Source organism: Mesorhizobium sp. M0119, assembly GCF_040322615.1.
Lineage (GTDB): Bacteria > Pseudomonadota > Alphaproteobacteria > Rhizobiales > Rhizobiaceae > Mesorhizobium.
Genome location: NZ_JAMYTU010000002.1, coordinates 110898 through 132564 on the forward strand (window position 1 = coordinate 110898; position 21667 = coordinate 132564).

The 21667-nt window shown below is 60.2% G+C and carries 19 protein-coding genes, 1 tRNA gene and 1 pseudogene; 11 read left to right on the top strand and 10 right to left on the bottom strand.

The window, feature by feature from the left end; all coding sequences use genetic code 11:
• Positions 1 to 25: 25 nt before the first annotated feature.
• Positions 26 to 5740, bottom strand: a pseudogene (locus NKJ40_RS02400) (HAMP domain-containing protein).
• 289 nt (positions 5741 to 6029) lie between these two features.
• Between NKJ40_RS02400 and NKJ40_RS02405 the strand changes: the two are divergent.
• The gene (locus NKJ40_RS02405; RefSeq protein ID WP_352464436.1) at positions 6030 to 6341 is read left to right on the top strand and encodes a hypothetical protein; all 312 of its coding nucleotides are present in this window, start codon (positions 6030 to 6032) and stop codon (positions 6339 to 6341) included.
• Between the two features lie 413 nt (positions 6342 to 6754).
• On the opposite strand, the gene NKJ40_RS02410 is transcribed toward NKJ40_RS02405, so the two are convergent.
• A complete protein-coding gene (locus NKJ40_RS02410) occupies positions 6755 to 7003 on the bottom strand; it encodes a DUF6894 family protein (protein ID WP_352464438.1) in 249 nt (82 codons plus the stop codon).
• Between the two features lie 57 nt (positions 7004 to 7060).
• Positions 7061 to 7192 carry a hypothetical protein gene (locus NKJ40_RS02415; RefSeq protein ID WP_352464439.1) on the bottom strand — a complete coding sequence of 44 codons (132 nt, stop codon included), beginning with the start codon at positions 7190 to 7192 and terminating at the stop codon, positions 7061 to 7063.
• Between the two features lie 844 nt (positions 7193 to 8036).
• Here NKJ40_RS02415 and NKJ40_RS02420 point away from each other — a divergent pair.
• Together NKJ40_RS02420 and NKJ40_RS02425 are read left to right on the top strand one after the other, a co-directional pair.
• Entirely contained in the window at positions 8037 to 8216 is a 180-nt protein-coding gene (locus NKJ40_RS02420; RefSeq protein WP_352464441.1) for a hypothetical protein, read from the top strand.
• 351 nt (positions 8217 to 8567) lie between these two features.
• Positions 8568 to 8792, top strand: coding sequence for a hypothetical protein (locus NKJ40_RS02425; RefSeq protein WP_352464442.1), 225 nt, complete (start codon positions 8568 to 8570; stop codon positions 8790 to 8792).
• A gap of 59 nt (positions 8793 to 8851) precedes the next feature.
• Here NKJ40_RS02425 and NKJ40_RS02430 read toward each other — a convergent pair whose 3' ends face one another.
• From NKJ40_RS02430 to NKJ40_RS02440, 3 genes are all read right to left on the bottom strand, one after another.
• Positions 8852 to 9049 carry a hypothetical protein gene (locus NKJ40_RS02430; protein WP_352464444.1) on the bottom strand — a complete coding sequence of 66 codons (198 nt, stop codon included), beginning with the start codon at positions 9047 to 9049 and terminating at the stop codon, positions 8852 to 8854.
• A gap of 97 nt (positions 9050 to 9146) precedes the next feature.
• Positions 9147 to 9482 carry a DUF4062 domain-containing protein gene (locus tag NKJ40_RS02435; RefSeq protein WP_352464446.1) on the bottom strand — a complete coding sequence of 112 codons (336 nt, stop codon included), beginning with the start codon at positions 9480 to 9482 and terminating at the stop codon, positions 9147 to 9149.
• Between the two features lie 223 nt (positions 9483 to 9705).
• Positions 9706 to 10377, bottom strand: coding sequence for a Crp/Fnr family transcriptional regulator (locus NKJ40_RS02440; protein ID WP_029356805.1), 672 nt, complete (start codon positions 10375 to 10377; stop codon positions 9706 to 9708).
• A gap of 224 nt (positions 10378 to 10601) precedes the next feature.
• Between NKJ40_RS02440 and NKJ40_RS02445 the strand changes: the two genes are divergently transcribed.
• From NKJ40_RS02445 to NKJ40_RS02460, 4 genes are all read left to right on the top strand, one after another.
• Positions 10602 to 10763: a hypothetical protein gene (locus NKJ40_RS02445; RefSeq protein ID WP_167522729.1), complete on the top strand. Its 162-nt coding sequence runs from the start codon at positions 10602 to 10604 to the stop codon at positions 10761 to 10763.
• Positions 10764 to 11286: 523 nt separating this feature from the next.
• Positions 11287 to 11469, top strand: a complete 183-nt coding sequence (locus tag NKJ40_RS02450; RefSeq protein ID WP_352464774.1) for a GH-E family nuclease — start codon at positions 11287 to 11289, stop codon at positions 11467 to 11469.
• Positions 11453 to 11935, top strand: a complete 483-nt coding sequence (locus tag NKJ40_RS02455; RefSeq protein ID WP_352464448.1) for an ankyrin repeat domain-containing protein — start codon at positions 11453 to 11455, stop codon at positions 11933 to 11935. Before NKJ40_RS02450 ends, NKJ40_RS02455 begins: the two co-directional genes overlap by 17 nt.
• A 265-nt stretch (positions 11936 to 12200) precedes the next feature.
• Positions 12201 to 12917 (top strand): pentapeptide repeat-containing protein, encoded by a 717-nt coding sequence (locus NKJ40_RS02460; protein WP_352464450.1) that lies wholly within the window; start codon positions 12201 to 12203, stop codon positions 12915 to 12917.
• Here NKJ40_RS02460 and NKJ40_RS02465 read toward each other — a convergent pair.
• Entirely contained in the window at positions 12899 to 13153 is a 255-nt protein-coding gene (locus tag NKJ40_RS02465; protein ID WP_352464452.1) for a hypothetical protein, read from the bottom strand. The two genes, NKJ40_RS02460 and NKJ40_RS02465, sit on opposite strands and share 19 nt — an antisense overlap.
• A gap of 1012 nt (positions 13154 to 14165) precedes the next feature.
• Between NKJ40_RS02465 and NKJ40_RS02470 the strand changes: the two genes are divergently transcribed.
• Complete coding sequence (locus NKJ40_RS02470) at positions 14166 to 14756, top strand: DUF922 domain-containing protein (protein WP_352464454.1); 591 nt, start codon at positions 14166 to 14168, stop codon at positions 14754 to 14756.
• A 765-nt stretch (positions 14757 to 15521) separates the two neighbouring features.
• Here NKJ40_RS02470 and NKJ40_RS02475 read toward each other — a convergent pair.
• The 3 genes from NKJ40_RS02475 to NKJ40_RS02485 form a co-directional block, all read right to left on the bottom strand.
• The gene (locus NKJ40_RS02475) at positions 15522 to 16466 is read right to left on the bottom strand and encodes an AlbA family DNA-binding domain-containing protein (protein ID WP_352464456.1); all 945 of its coding nucleotides are present in this window, start codon (positions 16464 to 16466) and stop codon (positions 15522 to 15524) included.
• 172 nt (positions 16467 to 16638) lie between these two features.
• Positions 16639 to 16714: transfer RNA gene (locus tag NKJ40_RS02480), tRNA-Ala, on the bottom strand.
• Positions 16715 to 16877: 163 nt separating this feature from the next.
• On the bottom strand, positions 16878 to 17267 hold the full coding sequence (locus tag NKJ40_RS02485; RefSeq protein ID WP_352464458.1) for a TIGR02300 family protein: 390 nt from the start codon (positions 17265 to 17267) through the stop codon (positions 16878 to 16880).
• A 195-nt stretch (positions 17268 to 17462) separates the two neighbouring features.
• Between NKJ40_RS02485 and aroA the strand changes: the two genes are divergently transcribed.
• The 3 genes from aroA to rpsA all read left to right on the top strand — a co-directional run bounded on the left by aroA (position 17463) and on the right by rpsA (position 21647).
• Entirely contained in the window at positions 17463 to 18821 is a 1359-nt protein-coding gene (gene aroA / locus NKJ40_RS02490) for a 3-phosphoshikimate 1-carboxyvinyltransferase (protein ID WP_352464460.1), read from the top strand.
• A gap of 273 nt (positions 18822 to 19094) precedes the next feature.
• Complete coding sequence (cmk, locus tag NKJ40_RS02495; RefSeq protein ID WP_352464461.1) at positions 19095 to 19745, top strand: (d)CMP kinase; 651 nt, start codon at positions 19095 to 19097, stop codon at positions 19743 to 19745.
• A 204-nt stretch (positions 19746 to 19949) separates the two neighbouring features.
• Positions 19950 to 21647: a 30S ribosomal protein S1 gene (gene rpsA / locus NKJ40_RS02500; RefSeq protein WP_352464462.1), complete on the top strand. Its 1698-nt coding sequence runs from the start codon at positions 19950 to 19952 to the stop codon at positions 21645 to 21647.
• Positions 21648 to 21667: the final 20 nt, after the last annotated feature.

Below are 21667 nucleotides of genomic sequence, written 5' to 3' on the forward strand. Positions count from 1 at the left end.
CGACAGTTTCTGCATCGAGCGGCCGTCAGTTCACTGCCATGAGCGTCTTTTCCGGACCATGGACACGGGATCGCGAGCGGCCGATCCAGACACGCAGCAATGCCAGCAGCAGATCGAGGTCGACAGGCTTGGCGATGTAGTCGGAGGCGCCGGCGTCGAGGCACTTTTGCCGATCGCCCTTCATTGCCTTGGCGGTGACCGAGATCAACGGGATATGGGCGATCGCCGGCATGCCGCGGATCTGCCGCATCGTCTCGTAGCCATCCATTTCCGGCATCATGATATCGATCAGTGCGGCGTCGATGTCCGGGCTCTGCTCCAGAAGCGCGATACCTTCCCGGCCGCGTTCCGCGTGCAGCACCTGGATGTCATAGGTTTCGAGAACGCTGGTAAGCGAATAGATGTTGCGGATGTCGTCGTCGACGATGAGGACCTTTGCGCCGGCCAGGTCGAACTTGTCCGGCTGTTCGGCTGCCGCACCATCGTTTTCGTGGCCTCGCCCGGGGAGCGTTGCCGATATCAGGAGAGCCAGCTGCGCGAAATTCTCCGCCCGCGGGACATCCGCCAATGCCGGATGCAAGGCGAGCGACTGTTGCAGCGCTTCCGGATGAGGCGCAAAGAACAGCAGTCGCGACACCGATTGTCCGAACAGGACGGCAATCTCATCCAGCATCTGGGCATTGTCCTTGGCCGAGCGGCCAAAGCCGAGCACAACGGCATCATAGTTGGCGATGCCGATATCGTCCGCATTCGCCGCGACGCGGCCGATCGCCGTGACCGAGGTGACGCCGTCGCGGATCGCGTCGATCAGCGAAAGGCGGCGCTCGGGATCGGTATCGGCAATCAGAACGCGGCGCTGGACGCGGAGCTTTCTGGAGTGAATGTCCTGGAAGACCTTCATCAGTTCGTCCGACGACACGGGCTTGGTTGAAATGCTGGATGCACCCTTGCGGGCAAGCACCTCGATATCTTCGGCGCCCGAAATGACATGGACGGGAATGTCCTTGGTTTTCGGGTCATGGCGAAGCAGATCGAACAACACCCAGCCGTCGATATCCGATAGTCCGAGATCCAGCGTGATCGCGTCGGGAACCAGCTTGCGCGCCAACGCCAGTGTGCCGGAGCCGGCGGTCGACAGGACGCCTTTCAGCCCGGCCGAACGTGCGAGGCCGAGCAGCAAACCGCCGAAGGTCGGGTCGTCCTCGACGATCAGCACGACCCGATCTTCCGGCGAGATCGTGTCGCGGTCATCGAGCAATTCGGAGGACGGCGGGCTTGGCCCCGTAAGCGGCGTTGCGGCCACCTCCATCGCCGGCAGCAACGCCGCTTGCGGGGCCAAGGCCATCCGGGGTCCGTCGAATGGAATGACCAGCGTGAACGTCTAACCCTTGCCCGGCGTGCTCTCGACCCGCAATTCGCCGCCGAGCAGCCGGGCGATCTCCCGGCTGATCGAGAGCCCGAGCCCGGTGCCGCCATATTTGCGGCTGGTGGTGCCGTCGGCCTGCTGGAAGGCTTCGAAAATCAGCTTCTGCTTGTCCTGCGGAATACCGATGCCGGTATCGCTGACCACGATCGCGAGCGCCTCCATCGGTTGCGCCGAACCGTTGTGACGGCCCGTCTTTTCGGCCCGGAAATTCAAACGGACCTCGCCTTGCGAGGTGAATTTGAACGCATTCGACAAAAGGTTGAGCACGATTTGCTGCAACCGCTTCTCGTCGGTGCGGACGGTCTCCGGAAGCGCGGGGTCGACATTGATGGTGAAGCCAAGTCCCTTGTCGGTCGCCAGCTGCCGGAAGGTTCGCTCCATATGCTGGCGAAGATGCACCACGGGCATATCGTTGATGTCGATCGAGACGGTGCCCGATTCGATCTTCGACAGATCGAGGATGTCGTTGATGAGGCTCAAAAGGTCGGTGCCGGCCGAGTTGATGGTGCGCGCGAACTCGACCTGCTTGTCGTTGAGATTGCCCTGCTGGTTGGTTGCGAGCAGGTTTGAAAGGATGAGCAGCGAGTTCAGCGGCGTGCGCAGTTCGTGGCTCATATTGGCGAGGAATTCCGACTTGTATTTCGAGGTAAGCGCCAGTTGCTCGGCCTTCTCCTCCAGCGCCCGTCGCGCCATCTCGATTTCGAGGTTCTTGTTCTCCACCTGCTTCTTTTCGTTCTCGAGCAGCTGCGCTTTTTCCTGCAGCTCCTCATTGGTGGCGTGCAGCTCTTCCTGCTTTTTGGTCAGCTCGGTCTGACGCGCCTGCAGCTCCGAGGTCAGCAGCTGCGACTGCTTGAGCAGGCCTTCGGTGCGCATGGTGGCGGCGATGGTGTTGAGAACGATGCCGACGGATTCCATCAGCTGGTTGAGGAACGATTGGTGCGTGTCGCGGAATTCGCTGAACGAGGCGAGTTCGATGACGGCCTTCACCTCGTCCTCGAACAGAGCCGGAAGAATGATCACGTTGGCCGGCGCGGCATTGCCAAGGCCAGAGGTGACGCGCAGGAAATTCGGCGGCACATTGTCCAGCATGATGGCGCGCTTGTCGGCGGCACTTTGCCCGACAAGGCCTTCGCGCAGATCGAGGCGTTGCTTGATCTCCACCTTGCTTTCGGCGCCATAGGAGGCCGCAAGCTCGAGATACGATTCGTCCTCGTCGCGGTTGGTCACGTAGAACACGCCATATTGCGCATTCACCAGCGGGGCGAGTTCGGACATGATGAGACGCGAGACCGTGGCCAGGTCGCGCTCGCCCTGCAGCATGCGCGAGAAGCGGGCGAGATTGGTCTTCAGCCAGTCCTGCTCGGCATTCTTCAGCGTCTGGTCCTTCAGATTGCGGATCATCTCGTTGATGTTGTCTTTCAGGGCCGCGACCTCGCCGGAGGCCTGGACGCTGATCGAGCGGGTCAGATCGCCCTTGGTCACCGCCGTCGACACCTCGGCGATGGCGCGCACCTGCGTGGTCAGGTTGGCCGCGAGCTGGTTGACGTTGTCGGTCAGGTCGCGCCAAAGGCCGGCAGCGCCGGGCACCCGGGCCTGACCGCCGAGCTTGCCTTCGATGCCCACCTCGCGGGCGACGTTGGTCACCTGGTCGGCGAAGGTCGCCAGCGTCTCGATCATGCCGTTGATGGTGTCGGCGAGCGAGGCGATCTCGCCCTTGGCATCCACCGTCAGCTTGCGCTTGAGATTGCCTTGCGCGACCGCGGTCACGACATCGGCGATGCCGCGCACCTGGTTGGTCAGGTTCGTCGCCATCAGATTGACGTTGTCGGTCAGGTCCTTCCAGGTGCCGGCAACGCCCTCGACCCGCGCCTGGCCGCCGAGCTTGCCCTCGGTGCCGACCTCGCGGGCGACACGCGTCACTTCGCCGGCAAAGGAGTTCAGCTGGTCGACCATGGTGTTGATCGTCGATTTCAGCTCCAGGATCTCGCCCTTGACGTCGACGGTGATCTTCTTCGACAGGTCGCCGCGCGCCACAGCCGTCGTCACCTCGGCGATGTTGCGGACCTGGCCGGTCAGGTTCTCGGCCATCGAATTCACATTGTCGGTCAGATCCTTCCAGGTGCCGGCAACGCCGCGCACCTGCGCCTGGCCGCCGAGCTTGCCTTCGGTGCCGACCTCGCGGGCCACGCGCGTCACCTCCGAGGCAAAGGAATTGAGCTGGTCGACCATAGTATTGATGGTGTCCTTCAGCTCGAGGATTTCGCCGCGCACATCGACGGTGATCTTCTTCGACAGGTCGCCAAGCGCCACTGCAGTCGTCACCTCGGCGATGTTGCGCACCTGGCCGGTCAGGTTGGCGGCCATCGCATTGACGTTGTCGGTCAGGTCCTTCCAGGTGCCGGCAACGCCGCGCACCTGTGCCTGGCCGCCGAGCTTGCCGTCGGAACCGACCTCGCGCGCCACGCGCGTCACCTCGGAGGCGAAGGAATTCAGCTGGTCGACCATCGTGTTGATGACGTCCTTGATCTGCAGGATCTCGCCCAGCGCATCGACGGTGATCTTCTGGGTCAAATCGCCCGTCGCAATTGCCGTTGCCACCTTGGAGACGTCGCGCAACTGCACGGTCAGATTGCCGGCCATGGCGTTGACGTTGTCGGTCAGGTCCTTCCAGGTGCCGCCGACACCCTCGACATGCGCCTGGCCGCCGAGCTTGCCTTCCGATCCCACTTCGCGCGCCACACGCGTCACTTCCGAGGCGAAGGAGTTCAGCTGGTCGACCATCGTGTTGACGGTGTCCTTGAGCTCGAGGATTTCGCCCTTGACGTCGACGGTGATCTTTTTCGAGAGGTCGCCGCGGGCCACTGCGGTTGTGACCTCGGCAATGTTGCGGACCTGGCCGGTCAGGTTGGCGGCCATCAGGTTGACGTTATCGGTCAGGTCTTTCCAGGTGCCGCCGACCCCCTTCACCTCGGCCTGGCCGCCGAGCTTGCCTTCGGTGCCGACCTCGCGCGCCACGCGCGTCACTTCGGACGCGAAGGAGTTCAATTGATCGACCATCGTGTTGATGGTGTCCTTGAGCTCGAGGATTTCGCCTTGCACCGCGACGGTGATCTTCTTCGACAAGTCGCCCGAAGCGACGGCGGTCGTCACCTCGGCGATGTTGCGGACCTGGCCTGTCAGGTTCTCGGCCATCGAATTGACGTTGTCGGTCAAGTCCTTCCAGGTGCCGGCAACGCCGCGCACCTGAGCCTGGCCGCCGAGCTTGCCCTCGGTGCCGACTTCGCGGGCGACGCGCGTCACTTCGCCGGCAAAGGAGTTCAGCTGGTCGACCATGGTGTTGATGGTCGATTTCAGCTCGAGGATCTCGCCCTTGACGTCGACCGTGATCTTCTTCGACAGGTCGCCAAGCGCCACAGCCGTGGTCACCTCGGCGATGTTGCGCACTTGGCCGGTCAGGTTTTCGGCCATCAGGTTGACGTTGTCGGTCAGGTCCTTCCAGGTGCCGCCGACACCTTCGACGCGCGCCTGGCCGCCGAGCTTGCCTTCTGTACCGACCTCGCGCGCCACGCGTGTCACTTCCGAGGCGAAGGAATTGAGCTGGTCGACCATCGTGTTGATGGTGTTCTTGAGCTCGAGGATTTCGCCCTTTACGTCGACGGTGATCTTCTTCGACAGGTCGCCGGAAGCGACGGCGGTCGTCACCTCGGCGATGTTGCGCACCTGCCCGGTCAGGTTCGTCGCCATGGCGTTGACGTTGTCGGTCAGGTCCTTCCAGGTTCCGGCCACACCCTTCACGCGGGCCTGGCCGCCGAGCTTGCCTTCGGTGCCGACCTCGCGCGCCACGCGCGTCACCTCCGAGGCGAAGGAGGCCAGTTGCCCGACCATGGTGTTGACGATCTTGCCGATGCGCAGGAATTCGCCGCGCAACGGCCGGCCGTCGATTTCGACCATCATCGTCTGCGACAGGTCGCCTTTGGCGACCGCGCCGATGACGCGCGCCACTTCCGCCGTCGGCTGAACCATGTCCTCAATCAGATCGTTGACGGAACGGACGCTCGATTCCCAACTGCCGGTGGCGTTGCGGACACGGCCGCGCTCGCCGATCCGGCCATCCTTGCCGACGACCTTGCTGAGGCGTTCGAACTCGCGCGTGACCTGATCGTTGAGTTCTACGATTTCGTTGAAGGTATCGGCGATCTCGGAATCGAGGCCGGCATAGACATTGTCGATGCGAACGGAGAAATCACCGCTCCGAAAAGCCTTCAGTGCGTTCAGTATTTGACGGCGATCCAATTGCCTTGTGGATGCAAGCACGCTCACAGCGCCCCTCCCAGCTCACGGATTTCTTGAATGTCCTGGTGAAACTGTCCCCTGCGGCCCGACACAACTCCCCGCAAGCGCAACAACGCGGCATGCTCGATTTGGTTCCAGACGAAATTGCCGCTATGCGGCAGGAATTTCGGCGTCACATTCATGAAACGACGAGCAACAAAGGTCCATAGTGATTGTATCGATCACTATTTCTGTCCAACGGAACATCTCGAAAAAACTCTCGTTGGGTATAGATCGCGATAGCGCGATGCAACTCGATGGAGACACTAAGATGATCAAAATTCTCTCTGCATTCCTACTTGCTATCGGCCTGGCTACATCTGCCATGGCACAATCGATGGGCTCCGGGACCAGCGGAACGGGTAACGGCCCCAATACCGGCGTCAACACAGGCACTTCCGGCGGCAACACCGGGACTGGCAGCGCAACTACCCCGAACACGATCGATCCGAACGCAACGAATGCCACCACGCCGCAGACAAACGGTATGGAGGACCGCTGCAAGGATACGGCGGGCAACGATGCCGACAACAACACCCCCAGCGGGGCTATGACGTCGGATATGCAGAACTGCAACAAGTAATGGAGTTTTGCTCAGCGGTCATTTCAGCCCGCTGCCTGGTTCAGACCGGCGCTCGCGGTTCAAACTACAGGCAGAAACGTGCACTGACCGGGCACGGGTTCGCCATTTTTGGATGAAGGGCGAGCCTAGGCCGGGCGGCCGATTACACTAGTCTCAGCTAGGTTCCGCGATCGGCGGCGGCCAGCCCGGGACGGCCGTTCTTCTTGATCAGTTATCAGGGGGCCGGTCCTCTTTGGCGGCTAGCTGGGCCAGCAACTAGCGCGATGCTTCGATTGTCCGACGCGTCTCTTCGATAGTCGAATGAAGGTCGGCCACATGACGCCACGCCCGCGCTTGGCATAACCGGGCACCTTCAAGGTGAAGACGATCAGACCGGGCACCTTCAAGGTGAAGACGATCAGGTTCCCATCGATTCATTGTCTGATGGGCGCTATGCGGTTCAGTTCGAATTTGACCACGATCTGGACTAGCTGGTTGCCTGCTTCGTCGCGGACTTGAATGCCAGCCTCGTGGTAGGTGCCATCGGACAGCTTTTCTCTTGCGATTTCAAGCAGCGTTTTTGCTGCCTCGTCCTCCGCAGATTCCAGGCTCGGAAGCTCTGAACCTTCAGGGTCTGGGAAGGTCTCTCCATTGCTGGACAAGTCGAAGAAATAGCGCGGCATCCATCCTAACTAGGATTGCCGGAAAATGTTCAATGTCTGTTTTTTACATACAAAGAGCTAATTCAGCATGTCCCGCAGGGGCTTTTTGCGCTTCGGCGCCCTGTACTTCTCGACCAGCCTGACCTGGTCGATATCAATCGTCATAAGCGTTCCAAGATCGATTGTCACCTTGCCGCCTTCCTCGGCCATGCGCGTGAGCCGTTCCTTAGTTTCTTCAACAAAGGCTTTCACACGAGATGCCGTCACTGGCACGAGTTGCTGGCCACAGCGATCCGGGATGACCGATCTGTCGGTAGCCGAATTTCTTCCACCGACGGTTGGTGGACGCATTGCAGATGATGGGCCTAAAGTTCCGGACGGTCCCCGTGCACCGGGCAAGCCCAACCCCCGCATCCCCCCAGCCTGGTGCAAGCCACTTGATCGGATCCCGCCGTCCTGGCATGTGCGGCGGGACTTTTTATCCAATTCGCGGAATACCGAGGCGGCTTCGACCTCTGTCACCTATCCGTCGCGAACGGCTCATGCTCGGGAAGGTGATGATGCAGCACTTCGACAAGGTTTCGCTTGTCGAATGTCTGGCCGCAAATTGGGCAGAACTCCAAATGCCCCGGTTCGTCGTTGTCCGGCGACCCGTGGATTTTGCCCTTCATAGTTGGCGGATTGTGCTTATCCCGTCTCACGTCGTCACCCATCATAACCTGATAGCGCGACGGCAGTTGGAGGGGCGATTTGGCCGCTGGGCGTACCGGCTGAGAGCGTTCGCCCCCAGCTGGAGCGGATTATACGCCCGTTCATGCATCATTGCTAATTTAATAAAATGATCATGGTACGCCACGCTTCGCTGCTGGGCTTCGACGACGAGGATCAGGACCACTAAAAGAAGGTAGTGTCACCCGAGACATTGCCTAAAACGAAGGCCACTGGCTAAAATCGGCGCGAGAACGTACTATGAAAGATCGCCAGCTACGCACCATGGGCGCTGACGCTTGGGAGCGACCATCGCACTCCTGCCCCAACCGGAGGCATTGGTGTGATGGCCGAAAAAGAATCAAGGCCGGCAGGCCTGACGGACGAAAATCTACGCGCGCTTGCACGGGTGTCCGGTGCCACTGAGCAGCAAATACGTGACATTGCATCTCTGATCGGGCTCGATCGTGCCTCGATCCTAAGAGAAGCGCGTCTGTTGACCCTCGATCTGCGGCCGAAGCTTTAGGGCTTGGTCACTGACTTGGTCTCGGCACCGGGTCAGTCGCTCGACGGTTTCGATGATGGCCTTTGCAAGCGCCTCGCCCTCATGCACCGGCAACGGTCCATAGAGCAAGTTGACTGCCTCCTCGCTCGGCAGCACGCCGGCCGGGCAGGTCAGCTCGATCGCCAGACGCACGAGCTGCAGGCCGGTTCAGCCCACGCCGCATCCGCTTCGCATGAGCCAGACCTATCGCTCTGCCGCTAGATCGCTGTGCGGCTATCGGCCAATAGGCTCAAACCTTGTGAGCTGCTCCGTGCGGCCAGGCTGGCCAGGCTCGATCTTCGTCAACCGCAATCTCGCCTCGGCCACGCGTCGTTGCGCAGCCCGGATCCTGCTGCACAGCGCGATATTGATGCCGACACCGCAGCCTTCATCCAGCATTTCATTTGCACGTTCGAGGGAGCGCTCGGCCCGGTTAAGCCGCTGTCGGGCTCTCGCCAGTTCCATATCCAAAAATTCCATTATTCCGAATCCATTGCGGTCCCTTCGATTGGTAAACCGCTTGTGGTCGCCGTTGGTTCCGGCTTGTTCGCACGGTGATGACGCCGGTGGCCTGGGCGCCGGCCTGAAGGTCGCGACGAATGAAACGCCAGCCCAGGTCAACCCGCGCGGCGTCCTTCAACGCTGGGGGGATCGATCTCCACCAAGCGGTCTGCGGCCTCGACCGCAGTTCGTATCCTGCTGCACAGCGCAAGATTCTCGGCCAGCATTTCTTCAGTGCGTTGAAGCGCGAGCTCGGTCCGGTGGATGCGCTGCCTGGCATTGGCAACTTCCGATGTCAAAATATCGGCCGCCATCCCGTGGCCCTGGGGTTCCATAGTGTCCATGGATTTCTAACACATAGGGGCCGATATCGTTCCCATCCATCGCCGACTGGCGCTGGGCTGTCGATCGTCAAGGCCGGCCGAAGCGCATCATAGCGCGCGCGATGGCGATCTGCGCCTCGACCTTGGCATTTTCCTTCTGCGTCATGTTGTTGGCGGCGATCAGCCGTCTAAGCGACCGCATGATCTCCCCGCGCGTCCAGCCAGCATCGAGCATGCAGTCGACGATCGCCTGAAAGCCAGGCTCCATCGCCTCCTGGCAGTCGATCTCGCGATTGCTGGCTTGGAATGCCTCCATCCCCACAGGAATATGCCCGAGGTTAAGAACGGCCTCGATGACCGACCGTGTTTCGTCCACCCAATCGGCGTAGGTCGAGCTGACGAAGATTTTGTATTTAACGTCCATGCGGCTTCACCCTTCGATCCGCCCTTGTAAGTCTGCAAGCAGGCTGGGGATAACGTTCCGTGCCCGCATCAAGAAGCCGAGTCATGATTCTTGCAAGGGGTGAAGCGATCAAAGCCCGACCCGCGCGCTGGCACGCTAGGTTGCCCGGTTTGCCGGAAGGAATAATCACTTGCGGCCGAGGAGTATGAAACGTGCGGTGCCCCCGCCGCAGCGACAGCCTTCTCTATTCCTTCTTGTCGACCAGCGCCCGTAGTGCCGAGACGTCATGCAGCAATAACCTGCTGCCGCGCTTTTCGATCAGGCCTCTCTTGGCGAGGTCGCTCATTTCGCGCGAGACCGCTTCCCTGTGCGTGCTCATCGTTGCCGCCAGCTCGGAATGCGTCGGTGCCGGGCTTATGGACACCTCGCCGTCCACGAGTGCGGCTTTCTCCGCCCGATGCAGGAGCTCGACGATCAGCCGTTTTCGCACGACCAGAGTGCTGTATTCGAATACCCGCTCGGTCATGCGCCGGAGTTGGGCAGACAGATGCTCAAGCAGCATCCAGGCAAAAGTCGGGTGGGTCATCACGATATCCCGGAATGCTGTGCCGGACAGCCGTGCAGCGCGGGTTGCCTCCAGCGCGACTACGCTGGCAGAGCGTGCAATCCCGTCAATGCCTCCGAGCTCCCCGAAAATGTCACCCGGTTCGACATCGCGATACGCTATCTCCCTGCCGTCCGCTGAAACCAGTGTCACGCGAGCCCGTCCTTCCAGCAGGAAGAAGACATCGCGACCAGTGTCGCCGTGGGAAATGATTAGCTCGTTGTGTCGATAGCTGCGCTCGTGCCACCGTTTGGTCAGCGCGGCGAGGTCGGCATCGCAAAGTCTTGAGATGAAGGCCAGAGAGCCTGTCACAACGGTCTCTTGTTCAATCAAGTGTACTTCACCTTACTCCCTATCCAAGGAAATTTGATGGCCGCAGGCCCCGCTTTCCGGGATGCAAACTGGGAGCGGATTTCGCCAATGTTTTCCCCGGTGTGGGAATTCCCACAGCCGAGCCTGGTTCGACTGTCATATCCTTGTTGCAACGTCAGGCCCGCCGGCTCGTGTGCAAGCCGGCGAAGGGAAAGGGAACAGTCATGAAATTCTTGGCTCCCGTCACAAAACTTGCTGCGGGGTTTCGCAAATTCGTCGCGCCGCGCTACCGCCCGGAGCTTTATTACATGCGTGGCCCGGGGCCAGCCACCGCCCGCCGTATGGGCACGCCGCGGCAAAACCAATCCATCGACCACTACGCCTAACTTGCCTCGCGGACGGCTGACGCTCTCGCCCGGAGTGCCGTTCGCGCCGTTCCGTACCGGTCAATTCAGATCAATGAAGGGACGATCTGATCATGGTTATAATTCATGCTGCCGCCATTGGTCCATTTCGCAGGTGGTTACGCCTCCGCGCCGAGCGAAAAGCTCTCTTGTCGGCAACGGACCAGTTGAGCCGTTTACCCGATGACGTTCTTGGCGACATCAGCATCTCACGTGACGAAATCATGTGCGCTTTGCGAAGCCGCGCCATCCGTCATGCGGAGGCAGGCGCGGCCGGCACGACGATCGAGCGCGCCAGGATCGCTTCGGCCTCGATCCCGAAACGGTTGGCCGCCGGCAGTGGCTACGCTTCGAAGGGCACTACACCTGCGACCCCAAGGACTGAATGTTGACCGACGGGAGCTTGGGGAGGATCTCAAAATGATCATGTCAGTTGTTAAGTCCCTCGCGCCTGTGACGCTCGGCACCGTGCTGATCGCAATCAGTCCGGCTTCATTGTCGGCTTCTGTTAGATGGTACACCTGATTTCGGGCACAAGCCAGGCAACGAGTTTTGGCGGGAAAAGCAAGCTGCAGAGTCTGAAGGATTAACTCAAGAGCAGTTCAACGACCTAATGAACGACCCGGACAAATATGAATTGGAAGACCCATCGGCTAATCGGAGCCATATGTATGAGCGACCTAGATAGTTCCACACCCGTGCACAGGGCGGTGATGAGACATAGCCTGCCTGAGGTCATCCAGGCGATTTCGGAGGGAGATAATGTCGATGCTCTAGATCGCGAGGGCCGGACCCCACTGTTTTATGCCGCAAAAGATGGCGACAACGCGATCGTCGCAGCACTGATTGAGGGCGGATCGAAAGTTAATGTGAGGGACAAGAACGGGGAAACGCCGCTGCACTTTGCCGCTCGCGAATATCGGCGCGAAGCGGCCGAACTTCTAATCAAGGCCGGCGCAGATGTTACTGCCCAGGATAATCATGGAAACACGCCGCTGTGGCGTGCCGTATTTGAGTCACGCGGCCGTGGCGAGTTGATCAAGCTCCTGCTCTCAGCTGGCTCAGATAAGACACTCAAAAACAAACACGGATCTTCGCCGGAAGACCTCGCAAAGACTATTGGAAATTACGACATCAGCGCGTTCCTGGGCTGAAAGCCCCTCCGCTCGGGCCAGGGGATCGCTATCGCACTGCAGCGGGTCTAAATAAGTGGGCGACTGGCCGGTGACAAATGAATCTCTGCTGGACCGCCGATGATATGGGGAGGGGCTCGCAAATCGCGCCCTACGCGCGGGTTGATCGGTTGATCAACATCAAAGCTTGAATATGAGAAATGCGCTGACTGTGACGGCGGTGGTCACGGTGTGTCAGCAGATGTGGTAAGGTTGAGTGTCGGCGAGTAGCAGAGATCCAGCAACAATGACTTTGAGGCGAACCAGAGCTTACGGCGCATCCGGCTTGGTTCTAGCGGTTTGCACTGTGTTTGCTTGGCAGAACGCCACTGCTGCTCACAATTGCCAGGCAGCCGCGACGCCTGGCGTCAATTGGCACGAGTGTGACAAGAAGCTTCTCATCCTAGAAGGACAGGACCTGAGCGGGGCGAACCTGTTCGGTGTTGATTTCACTTCGACCGACCTCAGGAACAGCAATCTCCTTGCGGCAAATCTTGAGAAGGCAACGCTTGTGCGTGCTTCCCTGGCCGACTCGACCGCCAAAGGCGCCCGGTTCGACAGAATCGAGGCCTACAGGACCGACTTCAGCCGTATGGACGCGCAGGGCGCTGTGTTTGCGAGCGCGGAAATGCAGCGCTCGAATTTCCAGGACGCCAATCTGACCAATGTTGATTTCACAAAGGCAGAATTGGGGCGTGCGCAGTTCCATGACGCCGATATCAGCGGCAGCCGCTTCTCGTTTGCCAATCTCGCACGGGCGGACTTCCGAGGAGCGAGGTTCACCGCGCCGATAGACTTTGACCGCGCCTTTTTCTTTCTGACCCGTATCGAGGGCGTCGACCTTTCCAATTCGGCGGGTCTGTCCCAGTGGCAGCTCAACATGGCTTGCGGAGACGCCCGGACCGAGTTGCCTTCTGGCTTGACGAGGCCTGAAGATTGGCCCTGTCAATTCCAGCAGGAATAGTTGTCGGCAAGCGAACTGCGGCAATGCTGCAAGGTCTGCGCCTCGACCTTGGCGTTTTCCTTCTGCGTCATGTTGTCCGCCGCGATCAGCCGCCGAAGCGACCGCATGATCTCCCCGCGCGTCCAACCGGCCTCTGTCATGCAATCGACGATCGCCTGAAAGCCCGGCTCCATCGCCTCCTGGCAGTCGATCTCGCGATCGGCATATTCGCCCTGTCGTCTTGGCGGCGTGATCATCCTCGCTCCCTAGAGATAGGCTTCGCCATCACCCCGATGTTCAAAACAGAACCAGTGCGACGGCTGCCTCGGCCTGGCGAACCCCCATCCGGCATCCTTGGGCCCGGAACCAGAGCATCCGCTCAAAAGGATAATCGCGGCCCCCGCCGCCGCGAAGGTGTGGTGTTTGCGCAATGTGATATCCCCCTACTCACACGCAACGTCAAAAGCTTCGCCCTCGCAAGGGCGCGATTGACGATAGCAGGAGGAAGTGGCTACGACCTGACCCGCTAACCGCGCGGTTTAGCCTTCGGTTGAGGGGTGCTTTCTGACGGGTTTGCAACCAATATTGCAGATCGCCGATCTCTGAGCCAAAGGGACTTTCTTGATGCGACTAGCTCGGCACGGTCGTCCTCAGCGGTCGCTCGACTATGCATAGCAGCAATGGCAAAGTCGGCTCTGTTCGTTCGGTAGTCTTCCTTTTGCACGGCCATTGTTTTCTCCCTGTTCGTGGCCCCTCTTTGCCCTGACAGGAGATTAAACTGCCGGTGCATTACGCGAGTCAAATCAAACTAAGCACTCCGCAGTCGCGCCTACATTTCGTTGTTTTCAATGATGCCCGCCATCGACCTGCTGGAGGCACCGGCCGCTTACGAGCCCGATGAAGACGAGGAAGATGATCCGAATATCCTGATGCTCAAGGGCAGACATTTTCGTCTGTGATGGAAGGGGCGGCGAGATCTTAGGGCGCTTATCCAAATTTTCGGCCGCTGATCGGTGATGCTGTCCGCTTGGCTGGGTAACGCAGCGTGGAATTAGGGGTATTTGCTGCCTGCAAGCTGTCTGGCGCGGCCTCGGCAGTTGGCGATTTGCGCGTGAGCGGGGTACACCTGACCACCAGTTGTCCTGTACGAGTAACATATTCCAACGGCCGCTTCTGCAACGGAAGCATCAAGGACTCGGGTACGGGCGGCAAGTTTAGCTGCCGGGACAAGTCGGTGGCCAATTTTTGGTAAACGTTAGTGGGGGCTATATGCGAGCAGCATCGGCAGCATCCAACTTGTTCGCCGCTTTGGCGATGGCTGGAACATTGATTTGTGCTTCAGTTGCGCAGGCCGGTGTCAAAGTCATCCCAAAGGATACCCCCTACGGAATTACGGGAATCTCCACCAAGGAAATCGGCCGACAGTTGACCCGACGTGGGGGAGCCAAGCTGACGGCAACCATAAGACGCGAGATTGAGTTTGCCCATTCGGAGCCATCCACTTGCTATGTCAGGGAGGCGGATTATACGCTGTATCTTATTACGACCTATCCGCGGCTAGAGGGCAAGGTGTCGCCGAAATTGCGAAAGCGTTGGAACGCGTTCCTATCCACAGTGGTCGCTAGTGACGCGAAAACGCGACAGTGGGCCATTCAAACGACTAACGCCATGGATGAGTTAACGGCTAACCTGTCGATGAAGAACGACCGCAGTTGTAATCGTCTCAGGAGCTTTGTTGCTCAGCGGTTGCATTCCATCGATCAAAAATTCAAAAAAGTGAACCAGCAATACGTTGACGAGCAAAACGGACCCAACGGCGCGGTTGGAAAAGCCACGACAGAATTTTATCGAGAACCATAGTTGAGCAATCTCTACAACATCACCACGTCGCACGAAGCGATCCGCCAATGGACCCGCGCCTTGCGCGATGTCGTAGGCAACCTTGAACCCTCCATTGACATCTATCCCAACCAATTCGGGCCTGTAGTTCACTCGCTATCGGGCAAGGTGGCGAGTGCCGGTGCATGCCGGCCAGCTCCTGAGGGCGTCAAGAAGCGACCTGCGACGCAGTGCCGGCCTGCTTGGTGAAGTCATGGCGACGCGCGCGAACATGTGCCAGCAAATTCACTTCATTGACGACCCCGGATTGAAAGAGAGACAGTGTGGTCGACGCGAGAATCTGGCTGTCTATCGAGGTGCTGTACGATTTGGCGTCGGCGGCTATCTGGTCGACAACCCGCTGGCAGATCGCTCGATCTTTAGGTCTAAGGAACTGACTTTTCGGTGCTCGTGGCATCTCGACGCCTTTAAAGGGGAAGTTACTGTGTCCCCCACGCGACGGATGCGTGGGCCTCCGCGAATGGACCCTAAACGCATTCAGACAGATAATTGCCATTCGTTTGAGTGGTGCCGCCAAGGGCTTGAGCCGAATTTAATTCGGGGATTCCGGATTAACCGCTGCAATTGAAAACAGTTGGGGAACGGTTAGCACGCTCGCTGAAAACAGCGGCGGAACAGCGTCCGGCGGCCGTTCCCCACTGAGAACAGTGGAGGAGCAGTGAGCCGCGCCAACAGGGATTCATGCTTGAAAACAGCGGGCAAACAGTCCCTTCAGAGCACCCCGCCTCATGGTGGGCTCATCTTTATGTTGCCTGGTTTCAATAGGCGGGCCCCACGATCGAAATCAGCAGGACCCAAGGTCGCGGCGTCGATTGGCCTTCCGCCTGCCTTGAAAACCGGCCCTTCGAAGTTGAACTGGATTGCGAAATGCTCGAAGATTTGCGTATCACCAGGGTTCACCACGAAACCCTCTGGGCCGATTAGGCGAAGACTCTCTCCGAATTGTTGAACCTTGGTCAGCTTGGCGCCATATGGGCTGCCATTTTTTGTCCCAACCCCCGACCGCTCAATAACGGTCAGCGAAACATGCTTAGCTGTCGCTAGGCCCTCGTTCTTTATCGCTAAGCTGATTGAGGCGTTCACCAGCGGTCCGGAGGTCACGTTCTTCGTGAAGTCATATACAAGATCCAGGTCCGGAGAGCCGTTTCTGCGAAAAGCGTCTTCGATATCGAAATGCTCCATCGCATAGCTGCTCGAAGCAGATCGCTTAAAATACTGCTTCGCCATGTTGCACATGTGCGGACGTCGTTCCGAACGAGGGACGTCGATTAATAGGTAACCAACGGAATTATCATTCATAGACGGAAATCCGGCCACTCGAATGCCACCGTTCTTCGGCTGTAGTAGGTCTCCAACGGCCGAGCTTACCGCGCTCAAGGCCGTCTCCCAGACTGGTACAGGATCGAGCGCTTGAGCGACGTCCGCCCCCTCGCCAATCGATCTGCAATCCACGCCGATTAACACCACCCCGCCAGCCGAGTTGCTAAACGCCGAAAGCACTTTTCCGATAGCTCGCCGCCCGTCCTTTGTCAGCTTGCCGTCGTTGAACAGTGCGCCGGGCTTCCCGGCAGCCGAACCTTTAAAGTCGAGCTGCAGAGTTTCTTGCGCAGCTTGCTGGATTGCTTCGGCCAGTCGGACCTCGCCACCAGAAATCCACTCATCGAAAGTCATTGTGTATCACCCCCGGCGAGGAGCAGTGTAAATAATAACGCCCCCAGCGGGGCAAACTCTTTTCTAGGTCGAAAAGGAGTCTGGCGGTGCCCCGGCGGTGCCCAAGGGATTTTTAGCAGAATGGCCCGAAACCGGACATCAACTAAGTTGTTGATTTCCTTGTAGGAAGAACTGGTGGAGCCAATCGGAATCGAACCGACGACCTCTTGAATGCCATTCAAGCGCTCTCCCAACTGAGCTATGGCCCCACTCCGGCAGTTCGCCGGCGCCGTTTCCGGCGAAGAGATCCGGCGCGGGTTCTAGACCGCGCCGTTAGTGCTGGCGGCTTCTAACCCCGCCTTCAGTCAATATCAAGCCTTCAAGAACCGCTTTTTCCAGGCGGCGCGGCGAAAGCCGGCGAATGCGGTTCGCTCAGACTTCGTCGTCATCTTCGCCGACGCCGATCATGTCGGCAACGTCGTCGTCTTCTTCCTCCTCGTCGGCGAGAAACGTATCATCCTCGTCATCGCCAAGATCGACGTCGTCCTCATCGTCGCCGAGATCGGGAAGTTCGTCGGCCTTCGCGTCCTCGTCCGCCTCTTCGAGCGAGACGACCTCGACGCCCTCTTCCTCCTCGGCGTCCACTTCCTTCTCGGCAACTTCCTCTTCCTCCTCGACAGCGGCGATCTTGCCTTCTTCGAAATAGGAGCGCGGATAGCTCTTGCCCGTGTAAGGCGAGACGATCGGGTCCTTGTTCAAGTCATAGAATTTTCGACCCGTCTCCGGGTCGATGCGTTTGGTGCCAAGTTCGGGTTTTGCCACAGCAAGCCTCGTCGATGAAAGTTTGGTCCCCTTAACCAGAGTTTACGGCGCTGTCAAAGCGAAAAGCCGGCGTCCCAAAAAGCTTGAATTCGAAGGCCTTCATACCAAGGGGATGACCATTTCGGTCCGCCATGATAGGAGACCGCGCAAACCAGACGAAAATGACCGGCCGCCGGCGTTTCCCAGGAAAGAACCATGTCGCACACTGCCGCCCCGAAGCAGGCCACCGCCCGCAAATCATCTGGCCTTTCCGGCGCGGCACGGGTGCCGGGCGACAAATCGATCTCGCACCGCTCGTTCATGTTCGGTGGGCTGGCCTCCGGCGAAACCCGCATCACCGGGCTGCTGGAAGGCGAGGACGTAATGCGTACGGGCGCTGCCATGAAGGCCATGGGCGCTCATATCGAGAAGCATGGCGCTGAGTGGGTGATCCGCGGTACCGGCAACGGCGCGCTGCTGCAGCCGGAAGGCCCGCTCGATTTCGGCAATGCCGGCACGGGCTCCCGCCTCACCATGGGCCTGGTCGGCACCTATGACATGGAAACCACCTTCATCGGCGACGCCTCGCTGTCCGGCCGGCCGATGGGCCGCGTGCTCGAACCGCTCCGCCAGATGGGCGTGCAGGTGCTGAAGGCGACGCCTGGCGACCGCATGCCGATCACGCTGCACGGGCCCAAGCACGCCGCACCGATCACCTACCGCGTGCCGATGGCCTCGGCGCAGGTAAAATCGGCGGTGCTGCTCGCCGGGTTGAACACGCCGGGTATTACGACCGTCATCGAGCCGGTGATGACGCGCGACCACACCGAAAAGATGCTCAAGGGGTTCGGCGCCAATCTGTCGGTCGAGACCGACGAGCGCGGCGTGCGACACATTTTCATCGAAGGCCAGGGCAAGCTCATGGGGCAGACGATCGCGGTGCCTGGCGACCCCTCCTCGGCCGGCTTTCCGCTGGTGGCGGCGCTGATCGTGCCGGGTTCGGACATTACCATCGAAAACGTGCTGATGAACCCGACCCGCACAGGCCTTCTGCTGACGCTGCAGGAAATGGGCGCCCGGATCGACATTCTCGACCGCCGCAATGAAGGCGGCGAAGACGTCGCCGACCTGCGCGTGCGTTACTCCGAGCTGAAAGGCGTCACCGTACCGCCCGAACGGGCGCCGACGATGATCGATGAGTATCCGGTGCTTGCCGTGGCGGCCAGCTTCGCCGAGGGCGAAACGCTGATGCTTGGCCTGGAAGAGCTGCGCGTGAAGGAATCCGACCGGCTGTCGGCGGTCGCCAACGGTCTGAAGCTCAACGGCGTCGATTGCAGCGAGGGCGAGGCCACGCTGGCCGTGCGCGGAAAACCCGGCGGCAAGGGCCTCGGCCAACACCCCAACGGACAGGGCACCATCGTCCAGACCCATCTCGACCACCGCATCGCCATGAGCTTTCTGGTGATGGGGCTGGCGACGGAAAAACCGGTAACCATCGACGATCAGGCTATGATCGCAACGAGCTTTCCGGAATTCATGGGGCTGATGAAGGGGCTGGGCGCGGAGATCGAGTAGCTTGATGGCAATCAATAGCCTTGGGCGTTGGGGCCAAACTGGAACGTCGGCGGGACAGCGCCCCCCTCTGTCCTGCCGGACATCTCCCCCACAAGGAGGGAGATTGGCAGCTTCGGCGCTCCGCTCAATCCTCCGACGTAGACAATTGGCGAAAGCCGCGATGGCCGCCGATCTCCCCCCAAGTGGGGGAGATGTCCGGCAGGACAGAGGGGGGCGCGAAGGATCGCCACGCCAATCTGGATCATTGCGCTTTTCGAATCCGGTGGGCGGCCAATGACCTCAACCTTCACCATCGCCATCGACGGCCCTGCCGGCGCCGGCAAAGGCACTCTCGCCCGGCGGCTGGCCGATCACTACCGGCTGAACCTGCTCGACACCGGCCTTACCTATCGCGCGGTGGCGCATTCGCTGCTCCGGCTCGGCCTGCCGCTCGACAATGTCTCGGCCGCTGAAACGGCAGCTCGTCAGGTCGATCTGGCAAAGCTCGACCGCGCCGTGCTTTCGGCACACGCCGTCGGAGAGGCTGCCTCGAAAGTGGCTGTCATCCCGTCGGTGCGGCGCATCCTGGTCGACAAGCAGCGCGCCTTCGCAAAAACCCCACCGGGTGCGGTGCTCGACGGCCGCGACATCGGCACTGTCGTCTGTCCCGATGCCGACGTAAAACTCTATGTCACGGCCAGTGCCGAGGTGCGGGCAAAGCGGCGGCTGGACGAAATCGAGAGCATCGGCGGCACTGCCAATTTCGATGAAATCCTTGCCGATATCGTGCGCCGCGACGAGCGCGACATGGGCCGCATGGACTCGCCCTTGAAGCCGGCCGCCGATGCGCACTTGCTCGACACGTCGGAAATGGCTATAGAGGCCGCGTTTCTGGCAGCTCAGGCGATCGTCGACGATGTCTTGGCCAAGAGAAACGAAGCCTGAGCCGGGTTTTCCTGCCGCCGCCGATTGCCGGCGACAAAAGAATTCCCATATTGGGCGTGAACCAGCCTGCCAGCATTCTTCATGCGCCGGAATTGCCGCTCAAGGGCGGCCAAGGGCTTTTTGCCCGGAACGCCGGCAGGCCAACGCAACGCTAACCCACGGCGCCCGCCCCGCGACAGATTGCGGGGCATTCCAGGAGAAACTATGTCAGTTGCAAATCCCACTCGCGATGATTTCGCGAGCCTGCTCGAAGAATCGTTTTCCGCCGGCCATTCCGGCGAAGGCCAGGTCGTCAAGGGCATCATCACTGCCATTGAGAAGGACATGGCTATCATCGACGTCGGCCTCAAGGTCGAAGGCCGCGTGCCGCTGAAGGAATTCGGCGTCAAGGGCAAGGACACGACGCTCAAGGTCGGCGACACGGTCGAGGTCTATGTCGAGCGTATCGAGAACGCGCTTGGCGAAGCCATGCTGTCGCGCGAAAAGGCTCGCCGCGAAGAGAGCTGGGTCCGCCTCGAAGAGAAGTTCACCAAGGGCGAACGCGTCGAAGGCGTCATCTTCAACCAGGTCAAGGGCGGCTTCACCGTCGACCTCGACGGTGCCGTGGCTTTCCTGCCGCGCAGCCAGGTCGATATCCGCCCGATCCGCGACGTCTCGCCGCTGATGCACAACCCGCAGCCCTTCGAGATCCTCAAGATGGATCGCCGCCGCGGCAACATCGTGGTGTCGCGCCGCACCGTGCTCGAGGAAAGCCGCGCCGAACAGCGTTCGGAAATCGTACAGAACCTCGAAGAAGGCCAGGTGGTCGAAGGCGTCGTCAAGAACATCACCGACTACGGTGCGTTCGTCGACCTCGGCGGTATCGACGGCCTGCTGCATGTCACCGACATGGCCTGGCGCCGCGTCAACCATCCGACCGAAATCCTCAACATCGGCCAGACGGTCAAGGTGCAGATCATCCGCATCAACCAGGAAACACACCGCATCTCGCTCGGCATGAAGCAGCTCGAGAGCGATCCGTGGTCGGAGATCGGCACGAAGTTCCCGATCGGCAAGAAGATCAAGGGCACCGTCACCAACATCACCGACTACGGCGCGTTCGTCGAGCTGGAGCCGGGCATCGAAGGCCTCATCCACGTTTCGGAAATGTCGTGGACGAAGAAGAACGTGCATCCCGGCAAGATCCTGTCGACGACCCAGGAAGTCGACGTGGTGGTGCTCGAGGTCGATCCGGCCAAGCGCCGCATCTCGCTCGGGCTCAAGCAGACGCTCGAGAATCCGTGGCAGGCTTTCGCCAGCAGCCATCCGGTCGGCAGCCAGGTCGAGGGCGAGGTCAAGAACAAGACCGAGTTCGGCCTGTTCATCGGCCTCGAAGGCGACGTGGACGGCATGGTGCACCTCTCCGACCTCGACTGGACCCGTCCGGGCGAGCAGGTCATCGAAGAGTACAATCGCGGCGACATGGTCAAGGCGCAGGTGCTCGACGTCGACATCGACAAGGAGCGCATCTCGCTCGGCATCAAGCAACTGGCCAAGGACACGGTCGGCGAAGCGGCAACTTCGGGCGAACTGCGCAAGAACGCGGTCGTCACCTGCGAGGTTATCGGCGTCAAGGATGGCGGTCTGGAAGTGCGGCTGGTCGACAGCGGCATCGAGACCTTCATCAAGCGCTCCGATCTGAGCCGCGACCGCGACGAGCAGCGCCCCGAGCGCTTCACCGTCGGCCAGAAGGTCGACGCCCGCGTCATCGCCTTCGACAAGAAGACCCGCAAGCTGCAGGTCTCGATCAAGGCGCTGGAAATCGCCGAAGAGAAGGAAGCGGTCGCCCAATACGGTTCGACCGACTCCGGCGCTTCGCTGGGCGACATCCTGGGTGCCGCGCTGAAGAAGCAGGGCAGCTAAGCCAATACCGCGCCTCGCGC